Source organism: Streptomyces sp. CLV115 (assembly GCF_038448545.1).
In the GTDB taxonomy this organism is placed as follows: Bacteria; Actinomycetota; Actinomycetes; order Streptomycetales; family Streptomycetaceae; genus Streptomyces; species Streptomyces sanglieri.
This window is the reverse complement of sequence record NZ_JBCEWQ010000045.1, coordinates 37,532-54,301: the sequence shown is the minus strand read 5'-3', so window position 1 is coordinate 54,301 and position 16,770 is coordinate 37,532. Positions and strand designations below refer to the sequence as shown.

The 16,770-nt window shown below is 72.0% G+C and carries 15 protein-coding genes; 9 read left to right on the top strand and 6 right to left on the bottom strand.

All coding sequences use genetic code 11. The features are described 5' to 3' along the window. On the bottom strand, positions 1-1,554 hold a 1,554-nt coding region (locus AADR41_RS17840; protein WP_342282393.1), incomplete at its 3' end, for a glycosyltransferase family 2 protein. A gap of 237 nt (positions 1,555-1,791) precedes the next feature. Beyond that, on the bottom strand, positions 1,792-2,646 hold the full coding sequence (locus AADR41_RS17835) for a hypothetical protein (protein WP_342282392.1): 855 nt from the start codon (positions 2,644-2,646) through the stop codon (positions 1,792-1,794). Positions 2,647-2,703: 57 nt separating this feature from the next. On the opposite strand from AADR41_RS17835, the gene AADR41_RS17830 reads away from it, so the two are divergent. From AADR41_RS17830 to glmM, 4 genes are all read left to right on the top strand, one after another. Then, on the top strand, positions 2,704-4,332 hold the full coding sequence (locus AADR41_RS17830; protein ID WP_342282397.1) for an ABC-F family ATP-binding cassette domain-containing protein: 1,629 nt from the start codon (positions 2,704-2,706) through the stop codon (positions 4,330-4,332). Between the two features lie 339 nt (positions 4,333-4,671). Beyond that, the gene (gene rplM, locus AADR41_RS17825) at positions 4,672-5,115 is read left to right on the top strand and encodes a 50S ribosomal protein L13 (protein WP_072486702.1); all 444 of its coding nucleotides are present in this window, start codon (positions 4,672-4,674) and stop codon (positions 5,113-5,115) included. 44 nt (positions 5,116-5,159) lie between these two features. After that, complete coding sequence (gene rpsI / locus AADR41_RS17820; RefSeq protein ID WP_030979658.1) at positions 5,160-5,687, top strand: 30S ribosomal protein S9; 528 nt, start codon at positions 5,160-5,162, stop codon at positions 5,685-5,687. Positions 5,688-5,920: 233 nt separating this feature from the next. Next, positions 5,921-7,279, top strand: coding sequence for a phosphoglucosamine mutase (gene glmM, locus AADR41_RS17815; protein WP_342282391.1), 1,359 nt, complete (start codon positions 5,921-5,923; stop codon positions 7,277-7,279). Between the two features lie 34 nt (positions 7,280-7,313). On the opposite strand, the gene AADR41_RS17810 is transcribed toward glmM, so the two are convergent. The 4 genes from AADR41_RS17810 to AADR41_RS17795 all read right to left on the bottom strand — a co-directional run bounded on the left by AADR41_RS17810 (position 7,314) and on the right by AADR41_RS17795 (position 11,049). Then, a complete protein-coding gene (locus tag AADR41_RS17810) occupies positions 7,314-8,270 on the bottom strand; it encodes a DUF389 domain-containing protein (RefSeq protein ID WP_342282390.1) in 957 nt (318 codons plus the stop codon). Positions 8,271-8,297: 27 nt separating this feature from the next. After that, a complete protein-coding gene (gene coaA, locus AADR41_RS17805) occupies positions 8,298-9,293 on the bottom strand; it encodes a type I pantothenate kinase (RefSeq protein WP_342282389.1) in 996 nt (331 codons plus the stop codon). 185 nt (positions 9,294-9,478) lie between these two features. Continuing rightward, a complete protein-coding gene (locus AADR41_RS17800; RefSeq protein WP_342282388.1) occupies positions 9,479-10,462 on the bottom strand; it encodes a CU044_5270 family protein in 984 nt (327 codons plus the stop codon). Continuing rightward, entirely contained in the window at positions 10,450-11,049 is a 600-nt protein-coding gene (locus AADR41_RS17795; protein ID WP_342282387.1) for an RNA polymerase sigma factor, read from the bottom strand. Before AADR41_RS17795 ends, AADR41_RS17800 begins: the two co-directional genes overlap by 13 nt. A gap of 321 nt (positions 11,050-11,370) precedes the next feature. Here AADR41_RS17795 and glmS point away from each other — a divergent pair, with 321 nt between their 5' ends. From glmS to alr, 5 genes are all read left to right on the top strand, one after another. Next, positions 11,371-13,218, top strand: a complete 1,848-nt coding sequence (gene glmS / locus AADR41_RS17790) for a glutamine--fructose-6-phosphate transaminase (isomerizing) (RefSeq protein ID WP_342282386.1) — start codon at positions 11,371-11,373, stop codon at positions 13,216-13,218. 20 nt (positions 13,219-13,238) lie between these two features. Next, the gene (locus AADR41_RS17785; protein ID WP_342282385.1) at positions 13,239-13,607 is read left to right on the top strand and encodes a holo-ACP synthase; all 369 of its coding nucleotides are present in this window, start codon (positions 13,239-13,241) and stop codon (positions 13,605-13,607) included. Between the two features lie 4 nt (positions 13,608-13,611). Then, positions 13,612-15,072 carry an NAD(P)H-hydrate dehydratase gene (locus AADR41_RS17780; protein ID WP_342282384.1) on the top strand — a complete coding sequence of 487 codons (1,461 nt, stop codon included), beginning with the start codon at positions 13,612-13,614 and terminating at the stop codon, positions 15,070-15,072. A 50-nt stretch (positions 15,073-15,122) separates the two neighbouring features. Next, the gene (locus tag AADR41_RS17775) at positions 15,123-15,509 is read left to right on the top strand and encodes a DUF488 domain-containing protein (RefSeq protein WP_342282383.1); all 387 of its coding nucleotides are present in this window, start codon (positions 15,123-15,125) and stop codon (positions 15,507-15,509) included. Between the two features lie 62 nt (positions 15,510-15,571). Further along, positions 15,572-16,726, top strand: a complete 1,155-nt coding sequence (alr, locus tag AADR41_RS17770) for an alanine racemase (protein ID WP_342282382.1) — start codon at positions 15,572-15,574, stop codon at positions 16,724-16,726. Positions 16,727-16,770: the final 44 nt, after the last annotated feature.

The following is a 16,770-nucleotide window of genomic DNA, read 5'->3' as shown; positions in this document are numbered from 1 at the left end:
GGGCGCGGGGGTGTCGTCGGTGGCGTGTACGACGAGGGTGAGGCCGGTGTCGGTGTGGGCGGGGGAGATCCTGTGGCCGGCGAGGATCTGCGGGGCGGGGACCTGGAGGCCGGCGGCCGGGGTGGCCTCGCCGAGTTCCGCGTACCGGTCGAGCCCGGCTCCGGACAGCCGGACCTGGACCTGCCACCGGCCCTCCCCGAGCGGTCCGCCACCCGCCGCGTGCCGCGGGTCGATCGTCACGGTCCCGGTGACGAGGGGGCGTACGAGCGTGCGGCCGTCGGCGCCGACCTCCTCCTCAAGGACGAGGGACGTCCGGTGCGGGAGGACCCACACATGCGCGGTCTCCGTGTGGCGCAGCAGAACATCGACCTTGAAGGTCTTCAACTCGCGTGTCACGTCGATGGGTTCGTCGACGATGCCGTCCGTCAGATACGGCGCGAGGAAGTGCCGGTCGCCGTCGCGGGAGAGGACGAGCCCCGAGCCGCCGGGGCTCTCCTCGAAGCGCGCGGTGAACGCGACCTTGAGCCGGTCGCGGTTCCAGGTCGCGGACTCCGCTGTGCACCGGGCCCTGAGGTCCGTCTGGCGGAGGGTGAACTCCTCCAGTTCCCCCGGCCGGTTCTGCCGCAGCAGTGTGGAACGGACCCGCAGGAGCGGGGACAGACCGTCGTGCATTCCGTCGGTGACGAATTCCTCGGCCAGTTCGCGTACCGCCTCGAACGGGTCGCCGTCGAACCGGGGGTCCATGAGAGCGCCACGGGCCGGTACGCCGAGCCTGGACAGCATCTCCACCCGGTAGAAACGGCGGAGAAGGCGGTCGCGATCGGCACCCGGCCCGGTGCCCGCGACCACGGTCGCCATGATCTGGCGCAGATTTCCGTAGTACCAGCGCGGGTCCATGAGCGCGGTGCCGGCGTTCTCCTCGTCCTCCCGCGCCCAGTACGAGTACGTGACGTAGTCGCCCACCACCGAGACGACGGACGCCTTGAGGTAGGAGCGGACCATGAAGAGCTGGTCCTCCAGGATCCAGGGACCTTCCGGGTGCACGATGCCGTGCTCGCGCAGGAACGCGGTGCGGAACATCTTGTGCGGCGTCAGGCTGTCGATCAGCGGCGCGTTCCAGACGGTGCAGGACTCACGGGTCCGGCTCATCAGGCCGTAGGGAACCCCGCGGCTGCGGAAGTTGCTCGCGACCTTCCCGATGACGATGTCGGAACCGTTGCGCTGCCCCATGGCGCAGAGCCGCTCAAGTGCTTCGGGCGCCAAGCGGTCGTCGTGGTCGGCGAACTGCACGTACTCACCGTCGGCCTGATCGACGCCGACGTTGCGGGGCCTGCCCGGCCATCCCGAGTTCGGGATGCGGGTCATCCGGAAGTGGTCGTGCTCGCCGACCAGGGCCTCCAGCCGCGCGGGGGTGTCGTCGGTCGAACCGTCGTCGACGAAGAGCACCTCGAACTCGTCCGCGGGCAGCGTCTGCCGCAGCAACGAATCGACCAGTGCTTCGATGTGGCTTCCCGAGTTGTACGTCGGGACCACCACCGTGACCTTGACCGCCATCCCACCCCACGCTTTCAGCCGCACACAAGTCCGTCACTTCGGACCCGCAGACCCTACACAGGTGAGTTCGCAGGCGTCGACGACGTCACCGCGGGGCCCCGGTGCGGAGCGCGGTGTCCGGGGCGTCGACGGCCACGGCCCGGTCCGGCGGCAGGGCGGCGCAGGCGGCCGCGCCGTGGCGCGGTACGCGGGGAGGGGTGAGGAGGAACGGAAGGCGGACGGGATCCCCGGCCCGGGTCAGGCGGCGGGGGCGGTGGCGGCCGCCGAGGCCTGGAGCTCGCCGCGGCGGTGGATCTGCCGGAACGTGAAGTTCGTCAGGTCGTTGCCGGTGGTGTAGACGTTCTTGTCGGCCGTGGTGACGCTCTTGCCGTTGGTGAACCCGCTGATGGCGAAGTAGGCGTAACGGCCGTAGGAGTTGGCGGTGCGGCGGCAGACCGAACCGGCGGGGCAGAAGGCCGGCACGCCCGAGCCGCTCAGCGTGGCGATGCTGCCGCTCGCCTGCCGGGCCGCCTTCTTGGCCTGGGCCTCCGACGGGAAGACCGCGAGGCCGACGGTGACGGCGACGCCGTCCTTGCTGTAGGTGGCCCGGATCACCTGGTCGCAGCCGTTGTTCACGAGGACCGTGCCGAGCGCGCCCTTCGTGGTCGCGGCGCAGTGCTTGGTCTGCTGCGTCGCGCCCTTGGCGTAGACGCGGTCGCCCATCGTCAGCTTCTTGCCGGGGAAGAAGGTGTCGACGGTGATCGGCGCCCGGTCCTTCTTCGCGTCGGAGATGTAGTCCTTCGGGTTCGGCGGGGGCGGCGGCGCCACCGAGGAGAAGGACGGTTCGGGCTCGGCGGTCTCGCTCGGCAGGTCGCTCGGCGCGGGCAGCTCGCCGGCGTTCTTGCCGGAGCCGGTCGGGCTGTTGTGCTTGTTGGCCGAGATGACGGCGGTGGCCACGATCGCGCCGATCGCCGCGGTGGCGAGCACGCCGCCGCCGATCAGCAGCCACCTCTTGCGTCGCTTGCGCGCGGCGGACTCGTCGGCCAGCGCTGCCCAGTCCGGAGTCTGTGCGCCCCCGGGCCCCCATGAGGGCTCCCCTTGCCCAAAGCTCATGCCGCGATCCTAGAGGAGACGTAAACCGGTTGGGCCAGGGCTTCGCGGGCCGTGACAATGCTGTGTATGGGACATCTTGAAGCGGGCCACCTGGAGTACTACCTACCGGACGGGCGGGTGCTGCTCGGCGATGCTTCGTTCCGGGTGGCGGACGGGGCCGTGGTCGCCCTGGTGGGGGCCAACGGGGCCGGCAAGACGACGCTGCTCAGGCTGCTCGCCGGGGACCTCCAGCCGCACGGCGGCTCCGTCTCGGTGAGCGGCGGGCTCGGCGTGATGCAGCAGTTCGTGGGCTCGGTGCGGGACGAACGCACGGTCCGGGATCTGCTCGTCTCCGTCTCCCAGCCGCGCATCAGGGAGGCGGCCCTCGCGGTCGACCGGGCCGAGGAGCTGATCCTCACCGTCGACGACGAGGCCGCGCAGATGAAGTACGCGCAGGCCCTGAGCGACTGGGCGGAGGCGCGCGGGTACGAGGCCGAGACCGTCTGGGACATGTGCACCATGGCCGCGCTCGGCGTCCCGTACGAGAAGGCGCAGTGGCGCGAGGTGCGCACACTCTCCGGCGGTGAGCAGAAGCGGCTGGTGCTGGAGGCGCTGCTGCGCGGGCCCGACGAGGTGCTGCTGCTCGACGAGCCGGACAACTATCTCGACGTGCCCGGCAAGCGATGGCTGGAGGACCGGCTCAAGGAGACCCGCAAGACGGTCCTGTTCGTCTCGCACGACCGCGAGCTGCTCTCCAGGGCCGCCGAGAAGATCGTCAGCGTGGAGCCGAGCCCGGCGGGCAGCGACGTGTGGGTGCACGGCGCCGGCTTCGACACGTACCACCAGGCGCGCAAGGACCGGTTCGCCCGGTTCGAGGAGCTGCTGCGGCGCTGGGAGGAGGAGCACGCCCGGCTGAAGGCGCTGGTCCACCGGCTGCGGCAGCAGGCGGCGATCAGCCCCGACATGGCCTCCCGCTACCGGGCGATGCAGACCCGCTTCAAGAAGTTCGAGGACGCGGGCCCGCCGCCGGAGCCGCCGCGCGAGCAGGACATCAAGATGCGGCTGCGCGGCGGCCGGACCGGGGTGCGCGCGGTGACCTGCAAGAACCTTGAGCTGTCCGGCCTGATGAAGCCGTTCGACCTGGAGGTCTTCTACGGGGAACGGGTCGCCGTCCTCGGCTCGAACGGATCGGGCAAGTCGCACTTCCTGCGGCTCCTGGCGGGCGAGCAGGTCGCGCACACCGGGGAGTGGAAGCTCGGGGCCCGGGTCGTACCGGGCCACTTCGCACAGACCCACGCCCACCCCGAGCTGCTCGGGCACACCCTCGTCGAGATCCTGTGGACCGAGCACGCCAAGGACCGCGGCGGGGCGATGTCCGTGCTGCGCCGCTACGAGCTGGAACGGCAGGGCGACCAGCCCTTCGAGAAGCTGTCCGGCGGCCAGCAGGCACGGTTCCAGATCCTCCTTCTGGAGCTGGCCGGCACGACCGCGCTGCTGCTCGACGAGCCGACGGACAACCTGGACCTGGAGTCGGCGGAGGCCCTCCAGGACGGCCTGGAAGCCTACGAGGGGACCGTGCTGGCCGTCACGCACGACCGCTGGTTCGCGAAGTCCTTCGACCGCTACCTGGTGTTCGGTTCCGACGGAGTCGTACGGGAGACGGCGGAGCCGGTGTGGGACGAGCGGCGGGTGGAACGGGCCCGGTGACGCGGCGGCTCCCCGGCCGGGATCCCGCACCGGCCGGCCCGTCCGGCGATCGAGGACGAAACCCCCGGCAGCGGGGCCGGCCGGGCCGGGGAACCCCGCTGCCGCCCGCCCGGGGCCACGCGTTTTGACCCGTCCGGGGCGGGGCGGGTAGTCTCGTCGATTGTTATGCGTATTGGCTTCGTCGTTCTCACGCGTAGGGCCCTTACGTAGGTTCTCTGGAGCAGTTACCAGTGGCTCGCATACGGGCAGCGTCCCCGGCATTGTGAGCCCCAGCTGCATGATCGCTTCAGAGGTGCCATGTGTCTGGACCCCATCCACTGAAGAAGCGAAGGCTACGAAGTGCGTACGTACAGCCCCAAGCCCGGCGATGTGACGCGCCAGTGGCACATCATTGACGCGCAGGACATCGTCCTGGGCCGTCTTGCCACCACGGCTGCGAACCTCCTCCGCGGCAAGCACAAGGCGATCTACGCCCCCCACATGGACATGGGCGACTTCGTCATCATCATCAACGCCGAGAAGGTTCACCTCTCCGGCAACAAGAAGACCCAGAAGATGGCGTACCGCCACTCCGGGTTCCCGGGTGGTCTGCGCTCCGTCCGTTACGACGAGCTGCTCGCCAAGAGCCCCGAGAAGGCCGTCGAGAAGGCCATCAAGGGCATGATCCCCAAGAACAGCCTGGGCCGTCAGATGCTCTCGAAGCTCAAGGTCTACGCGGGCGACCAGCACCCGCACGCTGCGCAGCAGCCGGTCCCGTTCGAGATCACCCAGGTCGCGCAGTAGTTCCGGCCTCCCCCTAAGACCAAAAGAAAGATCTGAGGAGAATCGTGGCCGAGACCACTGTTGAGAACCCCATCGAGGGCACCGAGGGCGAAGAGGTCTTCGCCGAGGTGACCACCTTCGAGTCCGAGGTTCCCGTCGAGGGCGAGTACACCAGCGAGTCGCTGGCGTCCCGCTTCGGCGACCCGCAGCCCGCCGCCGGCCTTGGCCGTCGGAAGAACGCCATCGCCCGCGTCCGGATCGTTCCGGGCACCGGCAAGTGGAAGATCAACGGTCGCACCCTTGAGGACTACTTCCCCAACAAGGTGCACCAGCAGGAAGTCAACGAGCCCTTCAAGGTGCTTGAGCTCGACAACCGCTACGACGTCATCGCCCGCATCTCGGGTGGCGGCGTCTCGGGTCAGGCCGGCGCCCTGCGTCTCGGCGTGGCCCGTGCGCTGAACGAGGCGGACGTGGACAACAACCGCGCCCCGCTGAAGAAGGCCGGCTTCCTCTCCCGTGACGACCGTGCGGTCGAGCGCAAGAAGGCCGGTCTCAAGAAGGCCCGCAAGGCCCCGCAGTACAGCAAGCGCTAAACCGCCTGCTCATCCGCTTTACACGTTCGCCCCGGCGGCACTTCTCGTGCTGCCGGGGCGTTCGTTTATCGGCACCCTCAGGCGTATAACGGCATAAGACGTTCATAGGCTTGTTTGTGACGGCTTTGTGTTGCCCGGCGGTCCGTGCGCGGTGTTCCGCGCATTCTGTTGCGGTGTTGCTTTGCTTTGGTTGATTTGGTTGTGCGGTTTCGGAGCATCTTCGGAGGACACCAGTGGGACGACTCTTCGGCACGGACGGTGTGCGCGGTGTCGCCAATGCGGATCTGACGGCCGAGCTGGCGCTCGGTCTCTCGGTCGCGGCGGCGCATGTACTCGCCGAGGGGAGCACCCTCGACGGGGCCCGGCCGACAGCCGTGGTGGGCCGTGACCCACGCGCGTCCGGAGAGTTCCTGGAGGCCGCCGTCGTGGCCGGTCTCGCCAGCGCCGGCGTGGATGTGCTGCGGGTCGGTGTGCTGCCCACCCCGGCGGTGGCGTATCTCACCGGTGCGCTGGGCGCCGACCTCGGTGTGATGCTCTCCGCGAGCCACAACTCGATGCCGGACAACGGTGTCAAGTTCATCGCGCGCGGCGGTCACAAGCTCTCCGACGAGCTGGAGGACCGCATCGAGTCGATCTACCAGCAGCACCGCTCCGGCGAGCCGTGGGAGCGCCCGACCGGTGCCGGTGTGGGGCGCGTCACCGAGTACGCGGAGGGCTTCGACCGTTACGTGGCCCACCTCGTCGCGGTCCTGCCGAACCGGCTCGACGGGCTGAAGGTCGTGCTCGACGAGGCGCACGGCGCGGCCTCCCGGGTGTCGCCCGAGGCGTTCGCGCGGGCCGGCGCCGAGGTCGTCACGATCGGCGCGGACCCGAACGGCCTGAACATCAACGACGGCTGCGGTTCCACCCACCTGGAGCCGCTGAAGGCTGCCGTCGTCGAGCACGGCGCCCACTTCGGTATCGCGCACGACGGCGACGCCGACCGCTGCCTGGCCGTGGACGCCAACGGCGAGGAGGTCGACGGCGACCAGATCCTGGCCGTCCTGGCCCTCGCCATGCGCGAGGCCGGACAGCTGCGCAAGGACACCGTGGTCGGCACCGTCATGTCCAACCTCGGCTTCAAGATCGCGATGGAGCGGGAGGGCATCCAGCTCGTCCAGACCGCCGTCGGCGACCGCTACGTACTGGAGTCGATGAAGGCCGAGGGCTACGCGCTGGGCGGCGAGCAGTCCGGCCACGTCATCGTCCTGGACCACGCCACGACCGGCGACGGCACGCTGACCGGCCTGCTGCTGGCGGCCCGGGTCGCCGCCACCGGCCGTACGCTCGCCGATCTGGCCGGGGTCATGCAGCGGCTGCCGCAGCTGCTGATCAACGTCCGCGACGTCGACAAGTCCCGGGTCGCGACCTCCCCGGAGGTCGCCGCAGCCGTGGCCGAGGCCGAGCGCGAGCTGGGCTCCACCGGACGCGTACTGCTGCGCAAGTCGGGCACCGAGCCGCTGGTGCGGGTCATGGTCGAGGCGGCCGACATCGAGCAGGCCCGGGCGATCGCCGAGCGGCTGGCCGATGTGGTGAAGTCCGCGCTGGGCTAGAGGGCGTCCGGCCGATGCCTGCGGCGTCGCGGGGTCAGCCGCCGGACGGGTCCGTGGCGAGGGCCGTCCGGCGGCGGTGGGCGGCCCACAGGGCCTTCTGGACCAGCAGGGTCAGCGTTCCCGCGACCACGATTCCGCCCAGGTTCGCCAGCAGCTGGGCCGTGGAGCCGGACATCTGGTGGTAGTCGCTGTAGCTGAACGCCACCGCCGCGTTGGCCGCGGCCGGCACGGTCGTCACCGAGATGGCGACGCCGATCAGCGCCCCGGACTTCGCCGAGGTGAGCGAGAGCGTCCCGGCGATCCCGGCCAGGAACGCCACCACGAACGACATCGCGTCCGGCTTCCAGATGAACGCCGTGTTGGGGCGGTCGGCCTCGATCATCGAGCGGGTGAACAGCCCGGAGGCGTCCATCAGCCAGGCGAACCCGGCCGTCAGCACCATCGCCGCGGCGAAGCCGCCGATCAGCGCGTACAGGGAACGCAGCGCCAGCCGTGGCGCGCGCTGCACCAGAGCCGTGGAGATCCCGGCCAGCGGGCCGAACTCCGGGCCGACCGCCATCGCGCCCACGATCAGGATCGCGTTGTCGAGCATCACACCGCAGGCGGCGAGCATCGTCGCGACGGTGAGGAACGCCACGTACGTGACGCTGAACGTCGACTCCTCGTGGGTGGCCTCCGTCAGCTCCTCCCACAGCACCGCGTCCGCGCCCTCGCCCGGCGCGGCCTCCTCGGCCCGGTCGGCGTGCGCGGAGAGCGTCAGGTCCATGTTCTCGACGGTGATCGAACCGGACTTGTCGATCCCGAGGCGGCGCAGCGCGGAGATCAGCCCGTCGCCCGCCTCACGGGCCACGTCGCACAGGATCATGTCGCCCGCCGGGTCGCGGGCGGCTCCGGTCAGCACGACGAGATGTGTCGTGCCGAGGGTGTTGTCCACCAGGTGCAGCACCTCGTCCGTACGGTCGGCGGGGACGATCAGGCGCAGATGCAGCACGTGGGGACTCCCGGAGGGCTCGCAGGCTCAGAGCTTGCGCAGGGACAGCCGCTGGACCTTGTGGTCCGGGCCCTTGCGCAGCACCAGGGTGGCACGGCCCCGGGTGGGTGCGACGTTCTCCACCAGATTGGGCTTGTTGATGGTCCGCCACATCGTCGCCGCGTACTCCATGGCCTCTTCCTCGGAGACCTGGGTGTACTTGCGGAAGTACGAGGACGGGTCCTGGAACGCGGTGTCGCGCAGCTTGCGGAAGCGGTTGAGGTACCAGGTCTCGATGTCCTCGGTGCGCGCGTCCACGTACACGCTGAAGTCGAAGTAGTCGGCGAGACCGACCCTGGTCCGGCCGTCGCTGCCGGGCATCGCGGGCTGGAGCACGTTCAGCCCCTCGACGATCAGGATGTCGGGGCGGGCCACGGTGAGCCGCTGGTCCGGCACGATGTCGTAGATCAGGTGTGAGTAGACGGGTGCGGTCACCTCGTCCTTGCCGGCCTTGATGTCGGCGACGAACCGGGTCAGGGCGCGCCGGTCGTACGACTCGGGGAACCCCTTGCGCGACATCAGCCCGCGGGCCCGGAGCTCCTTCATCGGCAGCAGGAACCCGTCCGTGGTCACCAGCTCGACGCGCGGATGCTCGGGCCACCGGGCCAGCAGGGCCTGGAGGATGCGCGCGGTGGTGGACTTGCCGACCGCGACACTGCCCGCGACGCCTATGACGAACGGCGTGCCGCGCTGTGCGCCGTGGCCGTTGCCCGCGTCCCCGAGGAAGGTGTTCAGGGCGCCGCGCAGGCCCGAGGTGGCCTGGACGTAGAGGTTGAGGAGCCGGGAGAGCGGCAGGTAGACGTCCCGCACCTCGTCGAGGTCGATGACGTCCCCGAGTCCGCGCAGCCGCTCCACCTCGTCGGCGGTCAGCGGCAGCGGAGTCTTGTCGCGCAGCGCGCTCCACTCGGCGCGGGACAGATCGACGTACGGCGTCGCCGCGTGCTCGGCGCGTCGGTGGGTGCTCCGTGGCGGCGAAGTGATCACGGGTTCATTGTCGCGGGAGTTCTGCCGCAGTGGGGGGTGGGCTCGGTCACGTGGGGTGGGGCGGAATCGGCGCCGGCCGGTGGCGACGTCATGGTGCACCCGGGGCCGTGCGCCGCCGTCGGCGGGTCCGGTGTCCGCCCTCCCCCCGCGGCGGACACCGACCCCGGTCCACGGCCCCGCAGGGATCAGGGCTTCTCGCCCTCGGCGTCGACGACGGCGGCCTCGACCCGGGCGTCGCTCGTCAGGATCTGCCCCTTCTCGAACCTGAACACCGGGCCCTTGGCCCCGTCGACGGCGAGCTTGTACGTGTGGTCCTCGGTGACCACGGCACGCGTCCCGAGGTAGCCGAAGTCGTGCGGGTCGAGCAGGATCTCCCGCTGTTCGCGCCGGTCGTCCTCCTTCCGGGTGATGGCGATGGCCTCGCGCCCGGCCGCGTCCTTCACCAGGTGGCCGGTGACGCGCACACCGGGGACGGTGGCCATGGCCCGGTAGATCCGGGCGAGGGCGGCCGGGGCGATCGGGTACGCCTCGGCCATCAGCCCGATCGCGCGGAAGCTGTGCTGCGCCTCGCGCTCGGGCGGGTTCCCGGCCGTGTGACCGGTCGGGTAGAGGGAGCGGAGTTTCGCCAGCAGCCGCGCCGGGTCGTCGGGCAGCGCGTTCGCGGCCCGGTGGACCTCGCGGGCGGTGCGGTAGTCGGAGTCCTTGCCCTTCGCGGCCGCGGCCGCGTTGTCGTACGGCACCCAGTCGGCGTCGTACGTGACGGGGCCGAGGGACGAGCCGTTCCCGTTGCCCTGCGAGGCCACCTGCGCGGTCCTGGTGTAGATCCACTGGTCGTCGCGCGGCTCCGGTCCGGCCGACTGCTTCTCCAGTGCGTCGGCGGCCCGGTTCAGCACCTCGGCCGGGCTGTCCAGCCGCAGGGTTCTGGTGGTCGACGCGGGGGCGGAGCGGGAGGGTGCGGCGGCGTCCCCGAGCCGGGTGCCGAGCACCGCCGCGACGGTGATCGCCGCGGCCGCGCCGACCACGGCGAGCCGCCGGCCGGCGCGCAGCCGGCGGACCCGGCGGCCCGGGGCCGCGGCCTCGGTGAGCCGCCGCCGGCCGGGGGCGAGCGTCGCGCGGTCCGGAACGGGTGCGCCGGCGCGGAGCCCGCGCAGCTCGGTCATTTCGTCCATGACGGGCTCAGCTCCATGGCGTCGGGAGTGAACGAGGGGTCGGTGCTGAGGGCCGCGCGGACCCTGCGGCGGGCGCGATTGAGCCGGGACCGTACGGTGCCGAGCGGGATGCCCAGTGCCTGGGCGACCTCCTGGTACCCGAGATCGGCCCAGGCGACGAGCAGCAGTACATGGCGGTCGCCGGGGGAGAGCGCGGCGAGCGCCGCCGCCAGCGGTGCCCGGGCGGCGATCCGGTCGTCGCAACGGTCGCTCCAGGACGCGGCCACCGGGTCCTGCCCGGTACGGGCCAGGGCCCGCAGCCCGCGCTCCTCGCTGCGCCGGTGCTTGCCGATGAGGTTCGCCGCGATCCCGTACAGCCAGGGGCGGGCGCTGCGCCGGGAGCGGTCGAAGCGGCGCCGGGTGCGGAAGGCGATGAGGAAGGTGTCCGCCGTGATGTCGTCCGCCGCGCCCTCCCCGAGGCGGCGGGCGGCATAGCGGTGGATGTCCGGGGCGTGACGGTCGTAGAGCCCGGCGAAGATCTCGGGTTCCTCCAGCGACTGCGCGATGACCTCGGCATCGTCGTCGGGGCTGGCCGGCGGTCCGGTCACATCGGCTCCTGGGGCTTGTCCGGTGGGCGGGTCACCCCTTGTTCCCCGCAGGGGCCGGAAAGGTTCACAGGGTAGGCGGAGCGGTGCGGGTGCCCGGATCCGTCACGCCGCCCCGCCCCTTCGCCGGCCCCCGTGCCTCTCCCGCGGGCTGTCGAGCGCAGGAACGGGTACGGGCCGGAGACAGGGCCTGCTGGCCCCCATCGGGCGGCCGGGCCCCGGGCCCGGCCGCCCGCCGCACGCACCACGCCGTCCTCCCCGCCGCCCTGTTCGCCTTCTGCGACGATGCGGAGAAGAAGGGGGATTGGCCAAGAAGGGAACGGTATGTGCGGAATCGTCGGTTACGTCGGTGGGCAGTCGGCGCAGGACGTCGTCGTCGCGGGGCTCAAGCGCCTTGAGTACCGGGGTTACGACTCGGCGGGCATCGCGGTCCTCGCGGACGGCGGCCTGGCCGCGGCGAAGCGGGCCGGCAAGCTCGTCAATCTGGAGAAGGCGCTGGCCGAGACACCTCTCCCGGCCGGGACCACCGGGATCGGGCACACCCGCTGGGCCACCCACGGCGCCCCCACCGACGCCAACGCCCACCCGCACCTGGACAACGCGGGCCGGGTCGCCGTCGTGCACAACGGGATCATCGAGAACTTCGCCGCGCTGCGCGCCGAACTCGACGAGCGCGGCCACGACCTGGCCTCCGAGACCGACACCGAGGTCGTCGCCCATCTGCTCGCCGAGGCGTTCTCCTCCTGCGCCGACCCGGCGGAGGCGATGCGGCAGGTCTGCCGCCGGCTGGAGGGCGCCTTCACTCTCGTCGCCGTGCACGCGGACGCGCCCGGCACGGTGGTCGGAGCCCGGCGCAACTCACCGCTCGTGGTGGGGGTGGGGGAGACCGAGTCGTTCCTGGCCTCCGACGTCGCCGCGTTCATCGCGCACACCCGCTCCGCGATCGAACTGGGCCAGGACCAGGTGGTCGAGCTGCGAAGGGAGGGCGTCACCGTCACCGACTTCGACGGACGGCCCGCCGAGGTCCGCAAGTACCACGTGGACTGGGACGTCTCCGCCGCCGAGAAGGGCGGCCACGACTACTTCATGCTCAAGGAGATCGCCGAGCAGCCGAAGGCCGTCGCCGACACCCTCCTCGGACGGATCGACGGCGCGGGCTCGCTCCGCCTCGACGAGGTCCGCATCCCGCCGCACGAGCTGCGGGAGGTCGACAAGGTCGTCATCGTCGCCTGCGGCACCGCGTTCCACTCCGGGATGATCGCCAAGTACGCCATCGAGCACTGGACCCGCATCCCCTGCGAGACCGAGCTGGCCAGCGAGTTCCGCTACCGCGACCCGATCCTCGACCACCGCACCCTGGTCGTCGCGATCTCGCAGTCCGGCGAGACGATGGACACCCTGATGGCCCTGCGGCACGCCCGCGAACAGGGCGCCAAGGTCCTCGCCATCTGCAACACGAACGGCTCCACCATCCCCCGGGAGTCCGACGCCGTGCTCTACACGCACGCCGGTCCCGAGGTCGCCGTCGCCTCCACCAAGGCCTTCCTCACCCAGCTGGTCGCCTGCTACCTCGTCGCCCTGTACCTCGGGCAGATCAGGGGCACGAAGTGGGGCGACGAGATCCGCACCGTCATCCGCCAGCTCTCCGAGATCTCCGGCGCGGTCGAACAGGTCCTGGAGACCATGGAGCCGGTGCGCGAACTCGCCCGCTCCCTCGCCGGTCACGACACCGTGCTCTTCCTGGGCCGCCACGTCGGCTACCCCGTGGCCCTGGAAGGCGCGTTGAAGCTCAAGGAGCTCGCGTACATGCACGCCGAGGGCTTCGCCGCCGGTGAGCTCAAGCACGGCCCGATCGCGCTCATCGAGGACGGCGTCCCGGTCGTCGTGGTGGTCCCGTCGCCGCGCGGCCGGTCGCTGCTGCACGACAAGATCGTGTCGAACATCCAGGAGATCAGGGCCCGCGGCGCCCGTACCGTCGTCATCGCCGAAGAGGGCGACGAGGCGGTCGTCCCGTACGCCGACCACCTGATCCGGATCCCCATTACGCCTACGCTGCTCCAGCCGCTGGTGTCGACGGTGCCGCTCCAGGTCTTCGCCTGCGAACTGGCCACGGCCCGCGGCAACGATGTGGACCAGCCACGCAATCTGGCGAAGTCCGTGACCGTGGAGTAGCGAGGGATGAGGGGACGCGCGTGATCATCGGGGTCGGGATCGACGTGGCCGAGATCGAACGGTTCGACGCGGCGCTGGAGCGTACGCCGCAGATGGCCGAACGGCTCTTCGTGGAACGGGAGTTGCTGCTGCCCAGCGGTGAGCGGCGGGGCATCGCCTCGCTCGCCGCCAGGTTCGCCGCCAAGGAGGCCCTCGCGAAGGCGCTCGGCGCGCCCGCCGGACTGCTCTGGACGGACGCCGAGGTGTACGTCGAGGACAGCGGGCAGCCCCGGCTGCGGGTCGCCGGCACCGTCGCCGCCCGCGCCGCCGAGCTGGGCGTACGGCACTGGCACGTGTCGCTCAGCCATGACGCGGGGGTGGCGTCGGCCGTGGTGATCGCGGAGGGTTGAGCACATGCGTAACGCCTACAGCGTCCAGACCGTACGGGCCGCCGAACGGGCCCTGATGGCCCGGCTCCCCGAGGGCGCGCTGATGCAGCGCGCCGCCGCCGGACTCGCGGCGGCCTGTGCCGACGTGCTGCGGCGGCGCGGCCGGGTCTACGGCTCACGGGTCGTCCTCCTCGTCGGCAGCGGCGACAACGGGGGCGACGCGCTGTACGCGGGCGCCCGGCTCGCCCGTCGCGGCGCCGGAGTGCGCGCCGTGCTCACCGCGCCCGGCCGCGCCCACCCGGGCGGCCTGGCGGCCCTGCTCGCGGCCGGCGGGCGGGTCGCGGAGGGGGCGCGGGGCACGGATGCCTGGGGCGGCCACATCGACCTCGTCGTGGACGGGATCACCGGCATCGGCGGCCGCGGCGGGCTGCGGCCGGACGCCGCCGAGCTGGTGCGGGCCTTCGCGGCGACCGGCGCGCCGCTGATCGCCGTCGACCTGCCCAGCGGGGTCGAGGCCGACACCGGCGAGGTGCTCGGCGAGGCGGTGCGCGCCGACGCGACCGTCACCTTCGGCACGTACAAGCCGGGCCTGCTCATCGACCCGGCCGCCGAACGGGCGGGCGCGCTGCACCTCGTCGACATCGGGCTCGGACCCGAGCTTCCCGCCGTGCCCGAGCTGGAGGTGCTCCAGTACGCGGACGTCGCCGCGCTGCTGCCGGTCCCCGGCGCGGAGAGCGACAAGTACCGGCGCGGGGTCGTCGGCATCGTCGCCGGGTCCGCGCGCTACCCGGGGGCGGCGGTGCTGGCCGTCTCCGGGGCGCTGCGGGGCGGCGCGGGGGCCGTGCGGTACGTCGGTCCGGGCGCCGGAGCGGTGATCGCCCGCCATCCGGAGACGCTGGTCCACGCGGGGCCGCCGTCGAAGGCGGGGCGGGTGCAGGCGTGGGTCGTCGGGCCCGGACTCGGTGACGGAGCGGAGGCCGCCGAGGCGGTCCGCGACGTGCTGGCGGCAGAGGTCGCGGTGCTCGTGGACGCGGACGGGCTGCGCCTGCTGGACGCCGGTGTCCTGCGCGAGCGCACCGCGCCGACCGTCCTGACCCCGCACGCCGGTGAGGCCGCCGCGCTGCTCGGCGTGCCGCGCGAGGAGGTCGAGGCGGGGCGGCTCGCCGCCGTACGGGAGCTGGCCGCCCGCTACCGGGCCACCGTGCTGCTCAAGGGGTCGACGACCCTGATCGCCACCGACGACCCGGACACCCCCGTACGGGTCAATCCGACCGGCACCTCCTGGCTGGCCACGGCCGGCAGCGGCGATGTCCTGTCCGGGCTGACCGGCTCCCTGCTCGCCGCGGGCCTCGCCCCGCGCGACGCCGCGTCGGCCGGTGCCCATCTGCACGGACTCGCCGCCCGGCACGCCTCCGACGGCGCGCCCGTCGCCGCGCAGGACGTCGCGGAGGCGATCGGTGCGGCGTGGCGGGACGTACGGGCCTGAGTGATCCTGGGTGCAGCCGGCACCGACCGCAGCCGACAGGAGGGCCGACCGTGGGCAGCAGCAGCGACGTACGCGTACGCCGGGTGTACGAGCCGAAGGAGGACGCCGACGGCACCCGCGTCCTGGTCGACCGGCTCTGGCCGCGCGGCGAGTCCAAGGAGAGGGCCGCGATCGACAAGTGGCTCAAGGACATCACCCCGTCGAACGAGCTCCGTGACTGGTACCACGAGGACCGCACCGCCATCCGCTACGACGAGTTCGTCGACCGCTACCGCGCCGAACTGACCGACCCCGTCCACACGGCGGCCGTGCGGGAACTGGTCGAACTCGTCCGGGAGGGCGGCCCGGTGACGCTGATCACGGCGGTCAAGGACGTACCCCACAGCCATGTCCCGGTCATCGTCGACCATCTGGAACACGAGCTGCGCGACCACTGAGGGACGGCCGGGTGACCTGCCGCCCGAGGGCCCTGCCGGGCACCTCTGAGAGACTGGGCGCGATGAACGAGACAGCGTCCTTGAGAGCCCGTGCCGAGATCGACCTCGACGCGCTGCGCGCCAACGTGCGTGTGCTGCGCGCGCGGGCGGCGGGCGCGCAACTCATGGCCGTCGTCAAGTCCGACGCTTACGGGCACGGGGCGGTGCCCTGCGCCCGCGCCGCGCTGGAGGCCGGGGCGACCTGGCTGGGCACCGCGACCCCGCAGGAGGCGCTCGCCCTGCGGGCCGCCGGACTCGGCGGCCGGGTGATGTGCTGGCTGTGGACCCCGGGCGGTCCCTGGCGCGAGGCGATCGAGGCCGACATCGATGTGTCGGTGAGCGGGATGTGGGCGCTGCGCGAGGTGGTCGCCGCGGCCGCGGAGGCGGGCGTCCCGGCCCGGATCCAGCTCAAGGCCGACACCGGCCTCGGGCGCAACGGCTGCCAGCCCGCCGACTGGCCGGAGCTGGTCGCCGCCGCCCGTGCCGCCGAGGCCGGGGGCACCGTCCGGATCACCGGCCTGTGGTCCCACTTCGCCTGCGCCGACGAGCCCGGCCACCCCTCCATCGCCGCCCAGCTGGCCGTGTTCCGGGACATGGTGGAGCACGCCGAGAAGGCGGGCGTCGAGCCCGAGGTGCGCCACATGGCGAACTCCCCGGCGACGCTGACGATCCCCGAGGCCCACTTCGACCTGGTGCGGACCGGGATCGCGATGTACGGCATCTCGCCCAGCCCCGAGCTGGGCACCCCGGCCGACTTCGGGCTCCGCCCGGTCATGCGGCTGGTCGCGTCGGTCGCCCTGGTCAAGCAGGTGCCGGCCGGTCACGGGATCAGCTACGGCCACCACTACACGACCTCCGCCGAGACCACGCTGGGCCTGGTGCCGGTCGGCTACGCGGACGGCATCCCGCGCCACGCCTCCGGCCGGGCGCCGGTCCTGGTCGGCGGCGTCGTCCGGCGGATCGCCGGCCGGGTGGCCATGGACCAGTTCGTCGTCGATCTCGGCGGCGACCGGATCGAGGTGGGCAGCGAGGCGGTGCTCTTCGGCCCGGGGGACCGGGGCGAGCCGACCGCCGAGGACTGGGCGCAGGCCGCCGACACGATCGCGTACGAGATCGTCACCCGGATCGGCGCCCGCGTACCGCGCCTGCATCTGCACGCCACCCCGGCCGAGTCCTGACCGATCGATCGCCGCTGACCAGGCACGATCGGATCACGACCGGG